The organism is Bernardetia sp. ABR2-2B (assembly GCF_037126435.1).
Taxonomy (GTDB): domain Bacteria; phylum Bacteroidota; class Bacteroidia; order Cytophagales; family Bernardetiaceae; genus Bernardetia.
Window position 1 is genome coordinate 2281534 of the sequence record NZ_CP147020.1, and the last position, 20738, is coordinate 2302271.

The window sequence follows — 20738 nt, forward strand, 5'->3', positions numbered from 1 at the left end:
AGGTTTTAATAACTCTTTTACTTCAAGTGAGCTTTAATAAAAGTGGTTGATTTGGTTAGTACGTCTGCAATACTTGCATCATCAAGTTCGTGTCCGACATTAGGATAAAAATGATAATTATTAGCAACTCCAAAACTTTCTAAAGTTTCTCTCAAGACTTCTCCTTGCCCAAAAGGCACAAGTGTATCTTCACCAGCATAAAACATAATTGTTGGAGGAGATTGGTTATTTACTGCATATTTCGGGCTGATATTTTCATAATAATTGGAATTGCCTTGGAAAAATTTTCCGAATAAAAGCTGTATGCCGATAGCAGCTTGTTGTACTTCTGGGTTTTGGCTGCTAGTATAAGAAGTATGTAAAAAATCAGTAGGACCTACTACATCTACAACTGCTTTAACATTATTTTCCGTATCATATTTATAGCTATAAAGCATTGAAATATGCGCTCCTGCACTTACCCCCACCAAAGCATATTGATTCATTATTCCATATTCTTGACTCTTATTTTTTAAGTCTTCCAAAACCATTCTTATATCGTCTGTTTGCATCGGAAATGGTTGTCTAGTAAAATTAGCCAATCTATAATTGATATTTACCACAGCATATTCTGTTGCAAAAATCTTTAAATAATCATAGGTTGCTTTCATATCTTTTTTATCTCCCTCTACCCAAGCTCCTCCGTGTACCAATACAATCGCTTTTGTTTTGGCAGCACTACGATTTTTTGGCAGATAAATATCGTATTTTTGTTGTGTGTCATCTCCATAAGCAACATTTTGAAGTTCTTTTTCTTGCTCAAAAACAGTATTATCAGTCGTTGTTTCAGAACTAGAATCTTCACAAGAAGAAAGAGAAAAGAAAAATACGAAGAATAGAAGGTATAATAAATATGATTGTTTCATTATTTTAGAATTTTAGTTTGTTTTAGAGTTATAATGTAAGAATCAAAAATATATCCAGTCTCTACTTTACCGTCAACGAGATTTGAACCGTCGTTAAAGGATTGTAAAATCTTATCTTACTCTAGAAAAAGCCTCAAAAACCCAATTGAGAATTACCATCATTAGTGATTGAACAGGAATTCCGATTACAAAAGGAACAAAATAATTCATCATTCGCCACGATTCTTCTACTTTATAATAATGCTTTCTACTCCACCAACAATACCAATACTCTGAACAACAGGTACGACACATTTCGTCTGTTCCGAATAAAAATTCACTCAAAACCAAAGATGGAATTACTACAATAAGTGTTGCGAAGATGACTTTATTATTAAAAACAAAAGGCAAGTTTTTTCCTTTTTTCTTACGATTTCGTGCTGTTCTTTTTTCGGTAAGTTTGGGGAATAGTTTGCGTTTGAAGCCCCACATCATTAAAAGTGTAGTCAGAATAGGAACTACCCAATACAAATGTCCATAATGAATACGCTCTTTTACTAGCCAACGAGTATGATTATCAATTTGAGCCGTCAAAACTTTTGCATTAAACCAACTAATCATAAAGCCAATAAAAACAAAGACAAAGGTAAAAAGTAGAAAATCAGAAACCCAAGGTTTTTTGGTTTGAGGAATAATATAGTTTTTATAAAAGGCTTTTAATGAGTGTTTTATTGTCCAAAAGGTTTCGGTAAAAGCTCCTGTAAACTTCGAAGAGGTAGAAAAAGAAGGTAAATCGTCAATTTCTATGTATTTTCTACCATTTTTTTCTGGTTTGGTTTTGTAGTAAGTATTTCGTTTTTGAGAAGTAACCCAAACATACTTTCCATAAAGTTGATTATCATACGACTTTCCTTGCTCAACAGCTTCTAAAAATGCTCTTTTACCTACATCAGCACGTTTACACTCTATAATAATGTCGTCATTTTGATGCTGATTATCCGAAAAAATAACAATATCAACAAATCGATAACTAGAGCCCATTTTTACTTTTCGCTCAAAAGCTATTTTATTTGGGTCATATTTTTTTTCTAAGACGAGCTTTATATATGCCCACGCCCTTACCTCCTCTTCAGGCTCCCACCTCAAACGCATGGCTTGAAAAGGATAGAAAACATAACGGTCTTTTCCTGTGCCATCAAAACGAATGAGTCCTTCCAAAATTCCTTTTTTCAAGATTTCGGACATTTTGTAAGGGTCTAATGATTTTACCGTTTTTCTATTATTTCTTTTTGAAGTAGAGTTAGTAGCCAATTTATGGAGTAAGTTATATTTAATTAGATAGAATGAAATTAGCTTTAAAAATGCGTTTTTTTTACTAAAAATCCTAACTCACTTTATCAAAACACTATCTTTTGCTATTATTTTTGACAAAAGGATAATTATTTAATTTGATAAAATTGTATTAATCAAATATCAAAAAAAATATTTTATAAAAGTAAAAGAAATAATTTGTTTTATAAATTTACTCCATCTACATTTGTCGCACCTAAATCCTTTACGAAAAACTATTTATATTCATATTAAATATTTATCTAAATCTATTTTTCAGTCATGTACAAAAAGACATTCCTATTTTTAATTTTATTATTTTGCTATTTATTGCAAAGTAACTATATCTATGCTCAAGCTAATTTTATTGAAGTAATATCCAATGAATCAATTAAGTTTTCTAAAAAAGGACAAGAAAAACTAAATCGTATAAAAAATCAAAAGCTCTATCAAGAACCTTTGTTGGTTCGATTTAATGATGTTGAGAAAGTCATTGAAGAAAACAAACTTGAATTTGTACTACCTAATTATCCTTGTAAATTATATTTTACATATCAAAGTGGAGAGTATGAAGATAGTAATAATTACCATTGGTACGGAACTCTCTTTAATGAGAAACAACAGAACTGTTCTGGTGGAAGTATTTTGTTTGTAAAAAAGAACGGCAAAACCTTTGGGACAATAGATGTAGATGGCAACTCCTACGAATTTGTAGAAATAGAAAATGGCTATCAAATGCTCTATAAAATAGACTCTGAACACAAAGGAGTTTGTGGTAATTTAGATAAAAATGTCATATCTCCTACAAAAAAGCCAACATTAGACGAAGTCATAGACCAAAACACAGCAGAGCGCATACAGTGTCTAGAACTCACAAAAGTACGTGTATTAGTGCTTTACACTCCAGCAGCAGATGCAACAGCAGATATAAATGCAGCTACTACCATAGGCATACAACAGTTAAAAACAGCTCTAACTAACTCTGGTGTCGGAAAAGACGATGTAGATATAGAACTCGCTGGTTTGTTACCTTTTAGTTTTACTGAAACTAACAACATTTATAAAGATGTGGAATCTCTTAGTAAGAGTTCTACTGCACAGTCTTTACGTACCCAATATCAAGCTGATGTTGTCGTTCTTCTGACAGATGGAATATATGGTTTGATACTAGGAATTGCAGCAGGTGGAGAAGTTAATACACAATTTGAAAATGGGTATGCTATTGTAGAAGCTACTGTAGCTTCTCAACAGACCTTTGCCCATGAAGTAGGACATATATTAGGAGCAAGACACCAATACGATATCGATAATGTAGGGACGATAGAACACGCCTACATTTTCAGACCCGGATGGTGGCCCACAGCCGAATGTTTTACGATTATGTCAGGAGATTTGACTTATAACCAAAGGCAAAGAAGACTTTTACACTTTAGCAATCCGAATATAAATTATAATGGTCATGCAACGGGAGATAATCACAGAAGCAACACAGCAAAACATTTCAGAACCACTGGCAAAATAGTAGCAAATCACATTCCTAATGTTGCTGGCAATTATTATGTTTCTTTAATAGGCTCTCAAACTCCTTGCCCTTGGCAAGACAACTGGTATGAAGCTGATATTAGGTGTGGGAAACCTCCTTTTACTATTCAATGGCATACTTCCACTAATGGAGTAAACTATAACTATAGAGCAGCAGGAGAGTTCTTTTTGTTTCAAGCTCCTACTCAAAACGGTACGAATACTACAATTCGCATGACAGTTACAGATGTAAATGGTGCTAGTCAAATCAGATATATTCAAACAACAAGTTATTCAGCACCCAACTCTCTCTCGTGTAGTGAAAATACAGGAAATGGATTGAGAGTTGAAAACAATATTACAGCCAAAGTTATCCCAAACCCAATAGAAGGAAATGCAAAACTATATGTAGAGTTGCCAAAAGCAGATACTCAAACGCAGATTCTGATTGTAAATACATTTGGTAAGACTATCAAAATTTTTGATACCTCTGACTTTTCAAAACAAGGAGAATTTGATATTAGTGGGTTGCCTACTGGGTTGTACTACGTCAGTATTCGTTCCCAACTCAATGGTGTACATTCTGTTACTATTCACGTTAAATAAAACTACTTATGAAAAAGCAAATAACATTCCTGCTTACTACCCTATGTATTTTGATGAGTAGCTGTAGTAAAGAGGAAGTACGACTCAATAGAAACTATTGGGGAGAGGTGCAAGTATTGAAAAATGGAGAAACTTGGAAGCCTTTTATATATGCAACAACGGACGTAAAAAATTCTGAAGTTATTTATGTAGAAATGGGATATTATAGCAAACAGGGTATATCAAAAGAAGTTTTAACTTTATCCCAAATATCGAAAAGGATAGGTTTCAACTCCATAATCTCAGATAAGGTTGGGACAGACATACAGGATGAGAACAATATTATAAATTATTCTAGTTATTATAGTTTAATAGCAGATGGCGATGTCATTTGTTCTTCTTATCAAGTAGATGACTCTGTAGAGGTAGCTGGTTATGTGAATGTAACCAAATACGATGCAGAGAGTGGAATTTTAGAAGGTACTTTTGAGGTTACTTTAGTAAAAGACCGTAGCTGTGAGGAGAATGCCCCTGATACGCTTCGTTTTACAGAAGGTGTTTTTTATACTAGAGTGCAAGAGGATTAGCCTTTTCTCTGTCCTTCTTCTATACTTTTTAGTTTGGAAGGAGGATTTTTTTATTCTTTTAAATTTTGAATCGATGAAAAAGCAAATAATAATTCTACTTGCAACCCTAAGTATATTAACAAGTGGTTGCAGTAAAGAGGAAGTACAACTCAATAGAAACTATTGGGGGGAGGTGCAAGTATTGAAAAGTGGAGAAGTCTGGAAGCCTTTTATTTACGCTAGAACTGATTTTACATCAGAAAATCATATTTACTTTGAAATAGCTTCTTATGATAGAAGAAATATAATGAGAGAGGTACTGAATATTTCTAAGGTAGCAAAAAAAGAGGGGTATAATACAATAAGAAATATTCGATATAATGCTAGTTACTACACTTTAGGAGCAGGAGGAGATGTTATCTGTGGAGCTTATCAAGTAGATGACTCTGTAGAAGTAGCTGGTTATGTGAATGTAACCAAATACGATGCAGAGAGTGGAATTTTAGAAGGTACTTTTGAGGTTACTTTGGTAAAAGACCGTAGCTGTGAGGAGAATGCCCCTGATACGCTTCGTTTTACGGAGGGTGTTTTTTATACTAGAGTGCAAGAGGATTAGCCTTTTCTCTGTCCTTCTTCTATACTTTTTAGTTTGGAAGGGGGATTTTTAGCTTCTAAAATTCCCTTCCTTTCCATTTGACATTCTTAGTTTTCAAAAAATAAACTCCTACTAAAAAGTATAAAAAGGATTCCATTAAGCAAAAAAGCAAAGCTTGTAGAATAGTAGAAAAGGAAACTTTAAGTTTCAATCGTACGAAAAATGAAATAATTAATAAAAAATTAATTCCTAAAAGAAGTAGAGTAGAAAAAATCAAGTAAATATTTCCACTCAAAATAACTCCTATAAAAAAGATTATTCTGAATAAATAGATTAGTAAAATTCCCTTTTTGAGAAAATTAGAAAACTGCCAAGCACCACAAAACCAACGATGATGCTGCAAAATCCAATATTTTAGAGTTGGTTCTGCTTCTGTAAAAGCTAATGATTGAGAATTGAAAAGATGAAGGAAGAATTGATTTTTGTTTTGCTTATTTTGTCTGACACTTTGAAGTGTCAGACAACTCTGTTCTTTTATATACTTTTGAAAGGTTTTAAAAAGTGCTACATCTTCGGTTACAGAAAACTCAATGCTTTCGTACCCTCCTAGTTCTTCATAGATTTTTCTATCAAAAATGAGATTATTTCCCATTGCTGTTTGTGGAAAACCTAACCAAGAAAAAATGGCTAAAATCCCCTGTCCAAAAAGCCAGTCTATTGTTTGAAATTTAGTAAAAAATGAGTCTTGATTTGGATTTGGAATTGTCGTTCCCATTATCATTTTTATATTCTCATTTTGATAATACTTTGTTAGTAATTCTTTAAGCCAATTTGGATTTACAAGAATATCAGCATCTAATAAAATAATTGTTTTGCCTGCTGAATGATTAATTAATTGATGAACAACATTTATTTTGCCTTTCAAATTATTTTTAATTAATTCTTTTTTAGTTCTGTCAATTTTGAAATAATTAAAATCTAGTCCTTTATTTCTCTCAATAAATTCTTTTATGATTTCTGCGCTTTTGTCCTCTGTATTTGTATCGTTATCATCTCCAATTAAGGTTTCTAAATTAAAATTATGATTGTTTTCTTCTATTTTATAGAACTCGTTTATAGACTTTTTTAAGTTATCCAAACAAGATAAAATTAGTTGCTCTTCATTTCGGACAGCAATTAGAATACTTATTTTTCTCATAATAATAGGAATGAGCCATTTATTTTACTCGTTGGTTTGCTTTAGCAGCTTCTTTCTTTTATTCGGCGTTTTCAAGAATTTTATAAAAAAATAAATTCGTAATTCGTAATTCGTAATTCGTGATTCGTAATTCTCTACAAAATCCCTTCAATTTCCTTCCAACAAGCAATATCATGACTTGCCACAGAATGTTGAGGTGTTTTTTTGTGTGGATTATAAAAGATAGTTTTCATTCCTAAAGAACGTGCGCCCAAAATATCAGCATCAAAACTATCTCCAATCATAATAGAATTTTGAGGTGTAGCGTTAGAGATAGCAAGTGCATGATTGAAAATAATAGGATTTGGTTTGGTAAAGCCTGTACAGTCAGATGTAATGATATTTTTAAAAAAATGTAAAATACCTGAATGCTCTAGTTTTAGTTTTTGACTTTCTTCAAAACCATTAGTAAGAATATGAAGTTGATAGCCTTTAGTATCTAAATAAGTAAGCATTTCTAAGGCAAAAGGCAAAAGATTAGGCTGACGAGGGCAGTTATATTGATACTCATTTTCCAATTCTTCTAAAAGATTGTGAGTAGCATTTTGATAAGTAGTTTTATTAAATTGTTCCTGCTTATTTTTCATTTTGTGTAGCTCTTCGAAAATAAGCCCAAAACGGCGTTGTCGTATCTTTACTTTATCTACCAAACCTTCGTGGTGTTGTTTCCAAAGAAATTTGGTTGTAGTTTGGAAGGCTTTCAACAAATCATCAAAACTTATTGTTTCATTATTAATAATTCTATCAGATAATTCATACTTTTGATACAAACTATTCAAGGTTTGTTTAGAATTTTGCTCAAAATCCCATAATGTATGGTCGAGGTCGAAGAAGATATTCAACATAATATTCCTAGCAGAAACACTACGCTCAATATGGCGAGTAGAGGTGAGGTTGTTCATACTAAATTTGCGTGGAGAAGGTTATGGATTCATATAAGTCATAAAACTATTTCTTACCTAGAACAACTAAAAGTAAGAAAAGTTATTTTACGTCTGTTCGTTTTTTCATTTATTATCTTTGGTATTTGGGTATGCAATCTAATTTGGTTTAAGCCTTTTAGCATTGAGCTTTTTTATGAACGCATGTTTATAGAATATGGGCAAGATGACCCCGAACTGATGAGTCGTTTGCATCTTTTAGAAAATTATGGAATTACTTATTATAATAGCCTTCTTACAGATATTTCTGATGAAGAACGTGATAGGCGTTATGAAGAAAGTATTGTTAGGAATTTTGAGATGCTCCGAACCTACAAACGCTCTCAACAAACTGAAGAAGAACTACTCTCTACCGAAATATTAGATTGGTATTTAGAACTAGAAATTTATAGAAATGCTTTCCGTCAATACGAATACCCTGTAAATCATATCACAGGAATACAGGTAGAGTTGCCTCGTTTTATGATGGAAGTACATCAAATAGAAACGCTGGGCGATGCAGAAGATTATTTGGAACGCTTATCAAAGTTTGATGATAAATTTGACCAACTTATTCAGCTCTTAGAATCCAGAAAAAATCAAAATGTAATTCCTCCCCGTTTTATAATAGAGCGAGTCATCGAAGAGATTGAAGATTTTATTTCAAGAGATGTAGAGTATAATTTGTTATACAAAGATTTTGCTCGTAAGGTAGATTTTGCAGAGGGAATTCTGAATCATCCTAATCATAATACTAACTCAAAGGAAGATGCCGTAAGAGGACCTAAACATGAGCTAAAGGTAGAAGCCAAAGAGATTATTGAAGATGATGTTTTTCCTGCTTATAGAAAGCTTTTAAAGTATTTGAAAGAGGAAATTCAGGTTTCGAATGATGATGCTGGTGTTTGGAAACTAGGTTATGATAGCGCAACAGCGATTATGTATTATAATACGATGTTGATGGTTCATGCGCATATTTCTCAAGAAGAATCGGCTGAAGAGTATCATTACAGAGGTTTGGGAGAAATCAGTGATTTGAGAGAAGAACTGACAAGTATTTTTGATTCATTAAAATTTCCCAACAAAGATTCTATTTCAAGAAATTTATCTAAAATAAATAATCGTTTGCCCAATGATTTTACTATTGATGATAATTATAAAGATTATTTGGTTACCTATCAACATTACTCTGACTCTGCCTTTGAAGCATTCGATAATTTTTTCTTGCATCAACCAAAAGAACCTCTAAAATTAGTGCGTGTGCCTTTGCCTTTAGAAAATAGTGCGCCTTTATTAGAGTTTCATGGAGGACACGACAAAACACGTCCTGCTCTTTATATCAATCTAAAAAATGCTGAAACTATTCCTCAAAATAAAATTCCAGTTTGGATTTATGAAAAGGCTGGTGGGCGTTATATCCAATCGTGGTACGAACGACAACTTACAGATATTCCTACCTTTAGAAGAGTATTACAATTTGATGTCTATTATGAAGGTTGGGAAGGTTATTTTGCCGACTTATTGACAAAGGAAAATAGAACTTCTATTGATTATTATGATGATTTGTACGTCAAGATTGGAAAGATTCAGAACGAACTTTTTATTACTTCTCTTTTGGTAGTCGATACAGGAATTCATCTCAAACAATGGACAAGAGAAGAGTCTATAGATTTCTTGGTAAAAAACACAGGTCTGCCAAGAGAAGACATGAGAGATGAGGTAGACAAAATTGTTGTTCGTCCTGCTCAAGCAACTATTTATAAAATAGGTAAGATATATTTCAAAAATCTAAGAGAATATACAGAAGACGCTTTAGAAGAACATTTCAATCTCAAGGAGTTTCACGAATTATTACTAAAAAATGGACATATTCCTCTTCCTGTCCTTAAAAAGCAAGTTGAGCATTTCGTTACTGAAAAAAAGAAAGCTATCAGAGAGGCAGAAATGAAACAGGAAGAGGAAAACAAAAAAAGCGAAAATATTTAAAATAATTCTGCTAAAATTTGCTTTATCAAAATTTAATTTCTATATTGTATTAAGTTACAGAATTAAAAAATACAAATGGTGTTTTTTAAGAAATAATTCAAAACTATTCTCACATAAAAAAATAGTGAAAACGTTACTGTTTTAGGTAATAAAAATGTGAGAAAATAGTATTACTCTTGAGACCTTCAAATTTGTTTGAAAGGGTAATAGTATAACGTTTTTAAATAGTGTAACATGCCATCTTCGTAGATACTTCTAAAATAAGCTATACAAATTATTCAATCGGAATTTTTTAGTTTTTAGAAAATCTACTTTATTTTTAATCCTATTTTTAATTCTAATTAAAATTATATGGTATAAGAAATATTCAGATTTGTTTTTTAGAAAAAGTTTATCTGTGCTAAAATAGTGAATAACTTGATGTTTTGTTTGAAAATTAATGATTAAAAGACTTAGGTAAAATCTAAGTAGAATATAGTTGTAAGACAGATTAACAAACTTCTTACATGTTCTTTCAAGAACCTTTTAAAAATAATTTTCAGTTTCTATTGATATACGAATAAGAAAACGTGTAGAAATGATAACAAAACTCTTATGAAGCATTCAAAATAATAATGTAATAGTGTCTTACTATTATTTCCTTTGGAGAGTAATGAAAGCTAAATACTTTGCTTTTAACCTTTCGCATCAAAGCAATGACATTAATTTTAATTTTGACGTTTAATAATTTGTAATTCTTATTTTATCATATTTTTAAAGTAAAATTTAATAACAGGATAAGCCATTGATTTTCAAAAAACATTTCAACCAGTTATCATTCATCAAAATTGGTGATAACTCTATTTGTATCTTTACTAATGTTTTACCTTAGAGCTTCAAAAAACCATACAGATTTGCTCAACACATTTGTTAATTTTACTTTGAGATGTATTTCTCTTGTTCTAAATTCGGATATCAACTAACAAGTCAGTAAGCCAACAGGAAATCAGATAATGTATAATTGATTAAATTCAGTAAATAGGTAAAATCTATTTTTATACCATCTATTTCACGATAATTCGTCATTCTCGCTTACTTGTCAGATAAAATGAAATTTATCTAGTTGTATTTTCTCCTTTCTAACCTAAAAATCAATTTTCATCGAACTTAGTAGTTATGTATCTTTTGATAGTTTGAGTTAGAACAAACTAGGACAAAAACAGCGAACAAAGTCAGTTTTAATTTATTATTTTATATTTAAAATTTGTTTATTCGTTATGAAAGCATCTTATAAAAAATAATCCTTATCATTTTCAGCTTCCACTGGAGATATAAGGATTATTTATTTGTTAGAAAAGTAGTAAATAGATTTAAAAAATCGTTTTTGATTTCTGACAATACGCCATAAAATCGCACTTATAAGGCGAGAGACAATGCTCTCCCATTTCTACTTTTGGCTCTTCACTTTTAAGAATCTTTTTGAAATTTTGTATCAATGAGTTCATATTTCCTATTCTTCCTTCCAACTCATCTTTTACATCAATTACATTTCCTTCGTTATTCTCATCTCTCAAAACAACATTAAACGTATTGATTGCTTTTTCTCCAAACTTCTGTTTGCAAATAAAATACTGAATTGCCAAATCATTCCAAATTACGTCCTGCATATAAATATGAGATTTGATTTCATAAAAATTATACAGGTTTTCGCCTATTTTATCCACTACATCGCACATTACAAAAACGTCACTCTCTATAAAAGTAGCTTCAAAAAGAGTTATTGTCTCATTAGTTGAAAGTAAAAAATCTGTATAAGAAGGAAAATAACTAAAATTAAAACCTAGATTTTCCTTTATATTGATGCCATCTTCAAAATTTTGTTCTCTAAAAAGGTCTTCAAACTGATGTCCTTTTTTGAAAAGTGCTAACGTTTTTCTGCTATGTGGAGTACGTTCTTTTTTCTTATGTTTATCTAAATACAGATATTTTATACATTGTTTTCCTTTGACGAATGAAGATTTTGAAAGATTCCAGTCTTGATATTTTAAATTTGACTTTGTTTGAGGGTGGTTTCTTTTTAGTTCTTTTGCTTCATCTATTTTTACTTCCAAAAGACCAATCAAACGCAAAGGGTATTTATTTATTCCTTTGTACTGCTTGAGTTTTTTGACTGCCTTTTGATAATTGAGAACACTAAAATTATAGTCTTTCATTTCGAAAGCTATCTTTGCTAGTTTTATCGAATTGCTGTCTATGAATTTTATGTAATCGTTCATTTTTTAGTAATTATTTACACTATTTAAAATATAGAAAAATTAATAACTCAAAACTCATATTTTATTTCTATCTCATCCAACCTTCTACAATATAATTCCTTTCAGTTATTTTATACTCTTTACCATTTTTTGGGCTGAACCAAAGTTCAATACGTCCTGCGTACTTATCTCCAAACGAACCTTCGTAAATTGTAAATTCGCCAGTATAAATTTGGTTAGTAAAATCTTCTACTGATATTTTAGAGCTTCTAGTTATTCTTTCTTCTGATAACCTATCATTCGATGTTATTTCAAAAGCCTTAATATAAAAATAGCCTAATTCCTTAGGTTTAAAATCAGTATAATAGGTATAGATTCCAGGTTGAAAATAAGAGCCAATAATTAAATTATTTTTAATTAAATCTTCTTCAACTAACTTTTCTGTAATAGGCTCATAAATTTCTATTCCTTTAGGAATTTCTTTATCTACACCATAATTATCAGGAGGAGAAAGTATGAATAAAATAGAAATAAAAAAGAGCAAACAAAAAGATACAATAATTTGAAATACTGCTGGAATCCACTTTTTTGTTACTAAGTGTACTAAACTTGATAAAATAGTACCAAGGAAGTTTATAAAAAATAATGACAGTGATAAATCAATTATCCAATCTTTTTTGATATGAGGCGTAAAAATGACAATAAGAAGTGGAATCATATAAAAACAAAGTGGAATCCACCAAACTGTAAAATATTGTGTTAGTTTTTCTTTAATCATACTAATTTATTAATAACTCAAAATCTTAAATTCTACTCTACGATTGAGTTTTTTACTTTCCTCATCTCGCTTTCTTGTAATTGGATTTGTACTTCCGTACGGACGAGTTTCGATACGTTTTTTATCAATCCTTTGTTTGACCAAATACTCTTGAATCACCTTTACACGCAGCGCAGAAAGCTTCATATTCATTGTCGGTATTCCTTCAAGGTCAGTGTGTCCTTCTACTTCTATTTTTATAGTCGGATTTTCTAACATAAAAATTACCAAACGGTCAAGCTCTGGATAAGATTCTGTCAGAAGTTCATTTGTTCCTCGTTTGAAAAAGACATTATTTAATCTAATTTTCTGACCTACTTCTATCGGTGTAAGGTATAAATCTCGTTTTATTTCCTTATAAACTTCATTTCCTGTCGCATCAATATTTTCACTTACCGAAACAAAACCTCTTGATTTTGCCAAAAACCCATACTTAGAATTTGGTGGTAATGCTATTTTATAACTTCCTGTTTGTGGGTCTGCTTGTGCTGTTCCTGCTTCTTCTCCTGATGGTAACATTTCATAGAAGATTTCTGCACCAATAGGTTCTTTCGTTTTGGAATTATAAACTGTTCCTGAAATAAGCAAAATTGGATCTGGACGCACTTCTACATGAAGTTTTGCACGATAAATATCTAATTCAGAAGCAGTATTTTTATCTGAATGCTTAGACGATGCAAAATAAGCATATTCTCCACTTGCATCAATAGAATAACCTGCATCCCAACCTGTCGAATTAAGTACATTTCCTAAGTTCATAGGCTCACTCCAGTTTGTCCACGTATCATCTAACCTACGACTAACATACATATCAAAACTTCCATAACCACTACGCCCATCAGAAGCAAAATAAAGCGTTTTATTATCTGATGAAAGAGTAGGTGTAATTTCAGAAGCTGCTGAATTGAGCATCGCACCCATATTTTTGGGAACAGACCACGAATTATTTCTTTGTAAAAAACTAACATACAAATCCCTAGAACCGAAAGTATCCTCCCTACGAATTGCCATAATCAAGACTTTTCGGTTAGGAGAAAGGCAGATTTCTGCATATTTATCTGTATTATAAAAGTCTTTTATTTTTAATGGCTCTGGAAATGACCACGAACCATCAATCGTTTTATAAGAAATAGAAGCTCCTTGTTCCATCTTACCAGAAGGTAAATACGCATTGGCAAGTAAAATAACATTTCCGTCAGGCGTAACCGAACAAACATAATTATGCTGATTATTATTTACTGGTTCATCTAATCGTTGTGCTTCACTCCAAACTGTATCTGAAATATGGCGAGAAAACCAAACATCATCATTTTCTTTTCCTGCTGAAATAGAAGGCATATTTTTGGGGTGGTCTTTTCTATCAAAAAAAAGTGTTTTGCCATCAGGAGAAATAACAGGTAATATTTCACTATATGGCGAGTTTACTGTTTGTGGAAGGCGTTGAGTTTCATTGAAAGGAATATCCTTTGTGATATTTATTTCTGCTTTTATAAAAGTATCATTTTCCGAAATTCCGATAGCATCTATATTATTCCACCCTCCAACATCAATTGTATTGAGTTTTATTTTTACAGCCTTTACTCTATAATTTGTTTTCTTTTTTAGAAAAACATTGAGCATTCTACCTTGCGTGGAGGAAGGTTCTGTACGTTGGTTTTTATAAATTAAATGCGCTTTATCTTCCAAATCATAGAGAATAATTGCTGAAACAGCACCTGCGCCAAAACTTTCTGCAACAGCTACTTGCTTTACAAAAATAGCTTTTTCAAAACCTACTTTTATCCACTCATCTTGACGAGCTTCTGGACGAGCAGGAGACCAAGCACACGGACTTTGCCAAACAGCAGGTAATACATTTGGCTTACCTAAAATCTGTTTTGCTGTGTGTTGTGTAGGATTATTTTCATCAAAATATTCAGAAGAAAAATCAATTACTTCGTTCGCCCAAAGAACATTTGTGTCGTCTTGTGCCTTTGCTAAAGAAGATAAAAAAAGAATTCCGAAAAAAAAGAAGAACAAAGAAAAACTGACTTTTCTTAAAAAAGAAAAAAAATCAGCTAAATAATTATTCAAAAAGTAAAGTATTGATTGCATAGCACAAATATAGACAAAGAATAGAAATAGAGAATAGAAATAAAAACGTTAAAAATTATTTCCTTTTTGCTATTTGTCTAGTCCCAATCTTGAGCCACAAATTTCATTCTTTTTCCATCTTCTGAAGAAAGTGTCAAAAAGTGTCCCTCTAGTTTATAAGTTATCATATCAGCAAGATTTTTTCCAAAACTAGCTTCTAACTCCATATTTTCTTGACAAGCTTTTCTAGTCATTCCTATTTGAGAAAACATTATATTATTACTCAAATTTGTTTTTTCATTTGTAGAAACAGCAAAAAATATATTGTTACAACCCATAAAAGCACTTCCTTGTGCAAGTCTTTTACCTTCTAAGTCTGTTGTAATTTCTCTTAGTTTGGTAAGGTCTAGTTTTGCTCCTGCTTTTGTAAAGTCAGCTTTTGAAAAATTACTTCCTTCGTTTACGTTCATATCTGTCAGCATCCAAACTCTAGCAAGTTTTTCGTTTTCAGCAAGATTTGATGTCTTTTTGTTGCTCTTACAGCTTGAAAATAAAAGAGAGCTTGAGAAAAGAAGAAAAACAATAAAAGTAACAGATAAAAAAATGGATTTGATGCGCATTATTTAATTTAATTTTGAATGAAAAATAATAATATTCTTCTCTCTAAACCAGCTTGTTCTGAATAATGTTTTACCCTGCTAATTCTAATTGATTTTTGACAAGATTAAAATACATTCCTCGTTTTTCTACTAACTCTTCGTGTGTTCCGATTTCTTTTATTTTCCCTTTTTCTAAGAAAATAATTTGGTCTGCATTTTTTACTGTACTAAGTCTGTGTGCTATAATAATTTGAGTTTTAGACTCTCCAAAACGTTGCAGGTTTTCTGAAATTACTTTTTCATTTTTAGCATCAAGAGCAGAAGTAGCTTCATCGAAAAATAAATAATCGGGATTTTTATAAACAGCACGAGCAATCAGTAAACGCTGTTTTTGTCCTTGACTTACACCTTCGCCTGATTGTCCTATTTTGGTATGAAAACCTAAAGGCAATGTTTGGATATGCTCATAAATATTAGCTGTCTGCGTAGCTTTTATAAGATTATTTTGTGTCGGACGTTCATCTCCTAAGGCAATATTTTTGGCTATACTTTCCGAAAAAATAAAACCTTCTTGCATAACCGAACCAATAGTAGCACGCCAAACCGAACTACTAAGCGCAGTCAGAGGAAGCGAACCAACTGTAATTTGTCCACTCTGAGGAATATAGTATTTTAGTAAAAGTTTTAAGAGTGTTGTTTTTCCACTTCCACTTTCTCCTACGATAGCTGTTGTTTTTCCTGCTGGAATATGTAATGTCAAATCGTCTATGGCTGGTTGGCTGTGTGGCGTTCCGTATCTGAATGTTACGTTTTTGAGATAAATATCTTTTGAGTTTTCGCCTTCTGGAAGCTCTTTAATAAGAAAATCTTCTGAATCTTCATCTTTTTGTTCGTGAATTTCTGCCAAACGTTCCAAACTCAATTTTGCATCTTGTCCTTGCTGAACAAAATTAACGGATTGAAGCAAAGGAACTTCCATTTGTCCCAAAACTTGCTGTACTGCCATCATCATTCCTAATGTCATACTTCCTTGGATGACTTCATAAGCAGCCCAAAAAGTAATGATTATATTTTTGAGTTCGTTGATAAAACCTCCTCCATATTGTTGAAATTGACTAAGACGCAAACTTTGCACCGACAGTTTGGCTCTCTTTACCTGCAAACGTTCCCATTCCCAACGCTTCTCTTTCTCAAAATTATTGAATTTAATTTCTGCCATTCCTTGTACAAGTTCTACCTCGTTACTTTGTGTAGAAGAGGAAAGCGCAAAACGTTTGTTGTCCAAGACTTTTCTTTTTTTCAAAAAAAGCAAAATCCAAGTAATATATAAAGCACTTCCTGCCAAAAAAAGTAAGAATATAACAGGACTATAAATAATTACTAATATGCCAACTGAAAACAAACTCGCTAAAGAAAAGATAAAATCTAATAAAGTCCCACTCAAAAACTGCTCAATTCGTTGATTATCTTGCATTCGTTGCAGAATATCTCCTAAGTTTTTTGATTCGAAAAAGGGCAAAGGCAAACGAATCATTTTAGCCAAAAAATCAGATACAATCTGTATATTCAAGCGAACAGATAGTTGCAATAGAATCCAACTTCGGATAAGATTAATAAAGTTTTTGGATAGAAAAAATAGTAGTTGAGCTACCAAAACAACATAAACAAAAGAGAGATTTTTTTGCTGAATACCTGTATCGACGAGAGCTTGGGTAAGTAAAGGCAAAAATAGTGAAAGTAAAGTAGCACCTAAAAGTCCTAAAAACAGTTGAAAGATAATTGCTTTGTAAGGCTTTAAATAATTCAATAAATAACCAAAAGAAGCTTTGCTTTCCTCTACATCCTCTTGAGTATCAAAATCAGGGGTTGTTTCTATTAAAAGCGCAATCCCTGTTTCTTCTCCCTGTACTTGCTCTTCTTTTTCTGCTCCACCAGCTTGAATCCACGCTTTTTTAAACTCTTTGTGTGTGTACTGCAAAAGCTGTGAAGCTGGGTCGGCTACAAAAACTTTTTTATTTGTGATTTTATAGACCACCACAAAATGATTTTGATTCCAATGCGCTATAAAAGGAACAGGTTTTTCTTCTATCAAACTCTCAATATCTATCTGAACGGCAAGGGTGCGAAGTCCAATATTTTCGGCTGCTGTAGCAATTCCCAACAGAGAAACTCCTTGTTTGCCTATGTACGAGTTTTCTCTAAGAAAAGGCAATGAAAAACTCTTTCCATAATACTTTGTAATCATTTTCAAACACGTAGGACCACAATCCATTTGGTCACGCTGCTTGATATGAGGGAATTTTGCCATCTTATATTTTCTATGTACTACAATTTATTTTGCAGCAAAAGTAATGTAAAAATTTGAAATAGGGAAAAATAACGTTTGTTTTATCTAAAAAATAATCTTACTTACTCTAAACAACTTATTTTTAAACCCTCTAATTTATCTAAATATATAGATATGTATTCTAATAATGCAATTATTTTTAATCATAAAAACCTGATTATCAAATACTTAAAAATAAATTCAAAAATAATATAGATTTCGATTAGGAATTACCCCCCCCCATTTTATTACATTTGTGCTATCAAACTTACTCAAGTAGGTATTCTAGAAACTCCTTAAGAGCAAATTTTGATAATCAATTTTTAATTATAAATTTTAAATCATATTTTTATGAACTCGTTAAAGAAAAAATTTGGTAAGTTTGCTGTTTCTAGGAAAGAAGCAGATAATGTTACTGGTGGTTTTATAGATATTGATCCTTGGGATGATGGTGGTAGTGGAGGATGGGGAGGTACTGTCTATCATTGTTCAGCTAACAATGGGGACACACTTACTACTTCTAGTGTGCAACGAGCTGGAAGATGGTGTCAAGAAAGAGAACAATACGGAGCTACTTGTAGTAGTTAAAACCCTTTGTCATTTTATATTATATATTCAACCTTTTAGTCATTATTCTATTAGGTTGTTTTTTTCTACACAAAAAATTAAAATGAAATATAATACATTATTTATAATAATTATGTTTGCGTGTTATGCTTGTGAAGCAAATGAACAGAAAACAAATTTACAAACGACTATATTACCTAAGGAAATATACGAAGGAGAAGAAATTACTATTTTAGCTATTGATTCATTAATAAATATGGATATTAACGAGGATAGTCTATTTTTTCATCTTTATATTAGTATGCAGAATGCTGTAGAATATAGAGAAGAAGTTATTCGTATGACAAATGGAATTGGAAAAATAGTTATCCCTAAAGGAGCAGCTTATCTACAAGGTTACTTTTATACAGCTAATGATGCAGATTACACAGAGTATATACAAGAGATAAGAAGTAAAAATAGTCAAAAAATAGTCAAAAATGCCTTTTTATATCAACGAACTGATACCTCTTTTCTATCAAAAGAATTAGAAAGTAATCCTGATAATCTCTTAGCTTATTCACAAACAATAATAGGAATGGGAGAAAATCTTTATTTAGGAATGATAAGTGATACTGCTTTAGTAGAGAAAGCAAACGAATATTTGTCCATTGTAAAACAAAAGGCAAATGTAGAAAAAGCAAGTGATTTGCAGAGTTTAGTAGGACTTTATGCTTTTTCTAAAGATTTTGAACATTCAAGAAAGATTATATTAGAGATGTTTAATAAATACCCAAATTCGTATGAATTTGCAGGAGCAGTACATGATTACATGTGGGCAGAACAGGTATTTAGAGAAGGGGAACAGGATTATGGCAAGTTTACAGATTCTATCAAAAATCAAGTAGCTAAAAAGTATCCCAATTCTCCTTTTGCAGTAATGACTACGGAAGACGGAAATCAAACAAACAGAAACCTTAAAAAATTTTCTAAAGAAAATATTCTAAAAAATATTGAATTGTACTCACAGTTTAAGCCAGAAAATATTTACCTAAACGAAAATAGAGCTAGAATAAATACCGAGTTGGGTAATATAGAAGAAGCAAAGCAAAATGCCAAAGACTATCTACAAGCAGTTCAAAATAACCAATTTATTCATTTAGCTCCATCGTCAAGACAATCTCAGAAAAATAGACTTCATAAAACTACTTATTTAGGAAATGCTTATCTATTATTTGCTCAAATAGAGCAAAAAGAAGGAAATACAGATGCTGTTCTTAACTACATGGATAGTGCATATGATTCTTATAAAAAAGAAACTGCTAGTTTTAGATTATTTCATATTAATAATATTCTCAACAAGAAATCTACTATTCAAAAAAATGAAGGGTCATATAACCAAGCCCTAAAAACCTACGAAACCCTCTATCAAGAAACCAAAGACGACAGAGTTTTGGATTCTATAAAAGTCCTCTTCAAAGAAACGGAGCAAGAAAAAGGCTTTGAAAACTATGCTAAGAATCTAAAAGAGAGAGTAGAAAATCAAAATACAGAACCAAAAAAACTGGCTGCTGATTTTTCTATCAAAGATATGAGTGGTTATGAAATAAAATTATCGGAGTGGAAAGGACGAGTAGTAGTGCTTAATTTTTGGGCAAACTATTGTCTCCCGTGTGCAAAGGAAATTCCATTTTTGAATAAAATATGGAGAGAAACCCAAACCGATGAGATTATCTTCTTAGCTGTTACCAAAAATACACCACTTGAAGTAACACGTTTTGCACAGCGACAAAAAGAAATGTTTAGTTTTGCTATTCTTCCAAATGCAAAAGAATTAGCTGACGTTTATGATGTAAACCTTGTTCCTACTACGATTGTCATCAACAAAAAAGGAGAAATTGTACATAGAGAAAGTGGCTTTAGTGGAAATATAGATAAATTGAAACAGGTAGTTTTGGAAGAATTGTCTAAGTAAGATGATAGATTCTAACAAAGGTGAAATCCTTAAAATCTAATTAAATACAGATTATTCAACTCATAAAACAATATACTTAAGGTTTGTTAAGTATAACTATTCTTTATAAGATACAATTATTTTTAAACGTAAATAACTGATTATCAAATACTTCAAAATAAATTCAAAAATAATATAGATTTCGATTAGGAATTACCCCCCCCCATTTTATTACATTTGCGCTACAAAACTTACTCAAGTAGTCATTCTAGAAACTCCTTAAGAGCAAATTTTGATAATCAATTTTTATTACAATATTTAAATCGTATTTTATGAACTCGTTAAAGAAAAAATTTGGTAAGTTTGCTGTTTCTACTGAAAAAATGGCTAAGGTAAAAGGTGGGACTTGGACTTGTTGGCTTGCAGATGGAGGAGAGATACACCTGCCTGATATTATTCAAGTAACGACTTTACTTTCATTCGCTGAAGAAGGTTCAATAGATGGTTGCTCAAACTAAGTAACTTTATAGCACAAAACAAAGATGTTTTGTGCTTTTTCAATATTT

Annotated in this window: 16 protein-coding genes; 7 read left to right on the forward strand and 9 right to left on the reverse strand. The window is 31.5% G+C overall.

Annotated features, from left to right (window positions below; all coding sequences use genetic code 11):
- Window positions 1–17: 17 nt before the first annotated feature.
- Both WAF17_RS09560 and WAF17_RS09565 read right to left on the reverse strand, forming a co-directional pair.
- On the reverse strand, window positions 18–905 hold the full coding sequence (locus WAF17_RS09560) for an alpha/beta hydrolase (RefSeq protein ID WP_338769301.1): 888 nt from the start codon (window positions 903–905) through the stop codon (window positions 18–20).
- A 111-nt stretch (window positions 906–1016) separates the two neighbouring features.
- Window positions 1017–2195, reverse strand: a complete 1179-nt coding sequence (locus WAF17_RS09565; protein WP_338769303.1) for a type I restriction enzyme HsdR N-terminal domain-containing protein — start codon at window positions 2193–2195, stop codon at window positions 1017–1019.
- A 348-nt stretch (window positions 2196–2543) separates the two neighbouring features.
- Here WAF17_RS09565 and WAF17_RS09570 point away from each other — a divergent pair, with 348 nt between their 5' ends.
- From WAF17_RS09570 to WAF17_RS09580, 3 genes are all read left to right on the forward strand, one after another.
- On the forward strand, window positions 2544–4340 hold the full coding sequence (locus tag WAF17_RS09570) for a T9SS type A sorting domain-containing protein (protein WP_338769306.1): 1797 nt from the start codon (window positions 2544–2546) through the stop codon (window positions 4338–4340).
- 8 nt (window positions 4341–4348) lie between these two features.
- Window positions 4349–4906 carry a hypothetical protein gene (locus WAF17_RS09575; RefSeq protein WP_338769309.1) on the forward strand — a complete coding sequence of 186 codons (558 nt, stop codon included), beginning with the start codon at window positions 4349–4351 and terminating at the stop codon, window positions 4904–4906.
- A 73-nt stretch (window positions 4907–4979) separates the two neighbouring features.
- Window positions 4980–5501 (forward strand): hypothetical protein, encoded by a 522-nt coding sequence (locus tag WAF17_RS09580; protein WP_338769311.1) that lies wholly within the window; start codon window positions 4980–4982, stop codon window positions 5499–5501.
- Window positions 5502–5556: 55 nt separating this feature from the next.
- Here WAF17_RS09580 and WAF17_RS09585 read toward each other — a convergent pair whose 3' ends face one another.
- Together WAF17_RS09585 and WAF17_RS09590 are read right to left on the reverse strand one after the other, a co-directional pair.
- Entirely contained in the window at window positions 5557–6678 is a 1122-nt protein-coding gene (locus WAF17_RS09585; RefSeq protein ID WP_338769312.1) for a glycosyltransferase family 2 protein, read from the reverse strand.
- 134 nt (window positions 6679–6812) lie between these two features.
- Window positions 6813–7619, reverse strand: coding sequence for an HAD-IA family hydrolase (locus WAF17_RS09590; RefSeq protein ID WP_338769315.1), 807 nt, complete (start codon window positions 7617–7619; stop codon window positions 6813–6815).
- Here WAF17_RS09590 and WAF17_RS09595 point away from each other — a divergent pair.
- Window positions 7593–9623: a DUF885 domain-containing protein gene (locus tag WAF17_RS09595; RefSeq protein WP_338769318.1), complete on the forward strand. Its 2031-nt coding sequence runs from the start codon at window positions 7593–7595 to the stop codon at window positions 9621–9623. The genes WAF17_RS09590 and WAF17_RS09595 overlap by 27 nt on opposite strands.
- A 1349-nt stretch (window positions 9624–10972) precedes the next feature.
- Here the strand turns inward: WAF17_RS09595 and WAF17_RS09600 are convergent.
- The 5 genes from WAF17_RS09600 to WAF17_RS09620 form a co-directional block, all read right to left on the reverse strand.
- On the reverse strand, window positions 10973–11878 hold the full coding sequence (locus tag WAF17_RS09600; protein WP_338769320.1) for a hypothetical protein: 906 nt from the start codon (window positions 11876–11878) through the stop codon (window positions 10973–10975).
- Window positions 11879–11945: 67 nt separating this feature from the next.
- Window positions 11946–12635, reverse strand: a complete 690-nt coding sequence (locus WAF17_RS09605; RefSeq protein WP_338769322.1) for a hypothetical protein — start codon at window positions 12633–12635, stop codon at window positions 11946–11948.
- A gap of 9 nt (window positions 12636–12644) precedes the next feature.
- Entirely contained in the window at window positions 12645–14768 is a 2124-nt protein-coding gene (locus WAF17_RS09610) for an OmpA family protein (RefSeq protein ID WP_338769324.1), read from the reverse strand.
- A 77-nt stretch (window positions 14769–14845) separates the two neighbouring features.
- Window positions 14846–15367 (reverse strand): META domain-containing protein, encoded by a 522-nt coding sequence (locus tag WAF17_RS09615; protein ID WP_338769326.1) that lies wholly within the window; start codon window positions 15365–15367, stop codon window positions 14846–14848.
- Window positions 15368–15437: 70 nt separating this feature from the next.
- Entirely contained in the window at window positions 15438–17654 is a 2217-nt protein-coding gene (locus WAF17_RS09620; RefSeq protein ID WP_338769328.1) for a peptidase domain-containing ABC transporter, read from the reverse strand.
- Between the two features lie 369 nt (window positions 17655–18023).
- Here WAF17_RS09620 and WAF17_RS09625 point away from each other — a divergent pair, with 369 nt between their 5' ends.
- The 3 genes from WAF17_RS09625 (at window position 18024) to WAF17_RS09635 (ending at window position 20690) form a co-directional block, all read left to right on the forward strand.
- Window positions 18024–18260 carry a hypothetical protein gene (locus WAF17_RS09625; protein ID WP_338769330.1) on the forward strand — a complete coding sequence of 79 codons (237 nt, stop codon included), beginning with the start codon at window positions 18024–18026 and terminating at the stop codon, window positions 18258–18260.
- Window positions 18261–18342: 82 nt separating this feature from the next.
- The gene (locus tag WAF17_RS09630; protein ID WP_338769332.1) at window positions 18343–20193 is read left to right on the forward strand and encodes a TlpA disulfide reductase family protein; all 1851 of its coding nucleotides are present in this window, start codon (window positions 18343–18345) and stop codon (window positions 20191–20193) included.
- Window positions 20194–20504: 311 nt separating this feature from the next.
- The gene (locus WAF17_RS09635; RefSeq protein WP_338769335.1) at window positions 20505–20690 is read left to right on the forward strand and encodes a hypothetical protein; all 186 of its coding nucleotides are present in this window, start codon (window positions 20505–20507) and stop codon (window positions 20688–20690) included.
- The last annotated feature ends 48 nt before the right edge of the window (window positions 20691–20738 follow it).

Excerpts from the sequence above, each read along its gene's own strand:
- WAF17_RS09600 (WP_338769320.1), bottom strand. The coding sequence starts at position 11,878 with ATGAACGATTACATAAAATTCATAGACAGCAATTCGATAAAACTAGCA.
- WAF17_RS09625 (WP_338769330.1), top strand. The coding sequence starts at position 18,024 with ATGAACTCGTTAAAGAAAAAATTTGGTAAGTTTGCTGTTTCTAGGAAA.
- WAF17_RS09620 (WP_338769328.1), bottom strand. The coding sequence starts at position 17,654 with ATGGCAAAATTCCCTCATATCAAGCAGCGTGACCAAATGGATTGTGGT.
- WAF17_RS09560 (WP_338769301.1), bottom strand. The coding sequence starts at position 905 with ATGAAACAATCATATTTATTATACCTTCTATTCTTCGTATTTTTCTTT.
- WAF17_RS09580 (WP_338769311.1), top strand. The coding sequence starts at position 4,980 with ATGAAAAAGCAAATAATAATTCTACTTGCAACCCTAAGTATATTAACA.
- WAF17_RS09575 (WP_338769309.1), top strand. The coding sequence starts at position 4,349 with ATGAAAAAGCAAATAACATTCCTGCTTACTACCCTATGTATTTTGATG.
- WAF17_RS09610 (WP_338769324.1), bottom strand. The coding sequence starts at position 14,768 with ATGCAATCAATACTTTACTTTTTGAATAATTATTTAGCTGATTTTTTT.
- WAF17_RS09630 (WP_338769332.1), top strand. The coding sequence starts at position 18,343 with ATGAAATATAATACATTATTTATAATAATTATGTTTGCGTGTTATGCT.
- WAF17_RS09635 (WP_338769335.1), top strand. The coding sequence starts at position 20,505 with ATGAACTCGTTAAAGAAAAAATTTGGTAAGTTTGCTGTTTCTACTGAA.
- WAF17_RS09590 (WP_338769315.1), bottom strand. The coding sequence starts at position 7,619 with ATGAACAACCTCACCTCTACTCGCCATATTGAGCGTAGTGTTTCTGCT.
- WAF17_RS09595 (WP_338769318.1), top strand. The coding sequence starts at position 7,593 with ATGGCGAGTAGAGGTGAGGTTGTTCATACTAAATTTGCGTGGAGAAGG.
- WAF17_RS09585 (WP_338769312.1), bottom strand. The coding sequence starts at position 6,678 with ATGAGAAAAATAAGTATTCTAATTGCTGTCCGAAATGAAGAGCAACTA.
- WAF17_RS09615 (WP_338769326.1), bottom strand. The coding sequence starts at position 15,367 with ATGCGCATCAAATCCATTTTTTTATCTGTTACTTTTATTGTTTTTCTT.
- WAF17_RS09605 (WP_338769322.1), bottom strand. The coding sequence starts at position 12,635 with ATGATTAAAGAAAAACTAACACAATATTTTACAGTTTGGTGGATTCCA.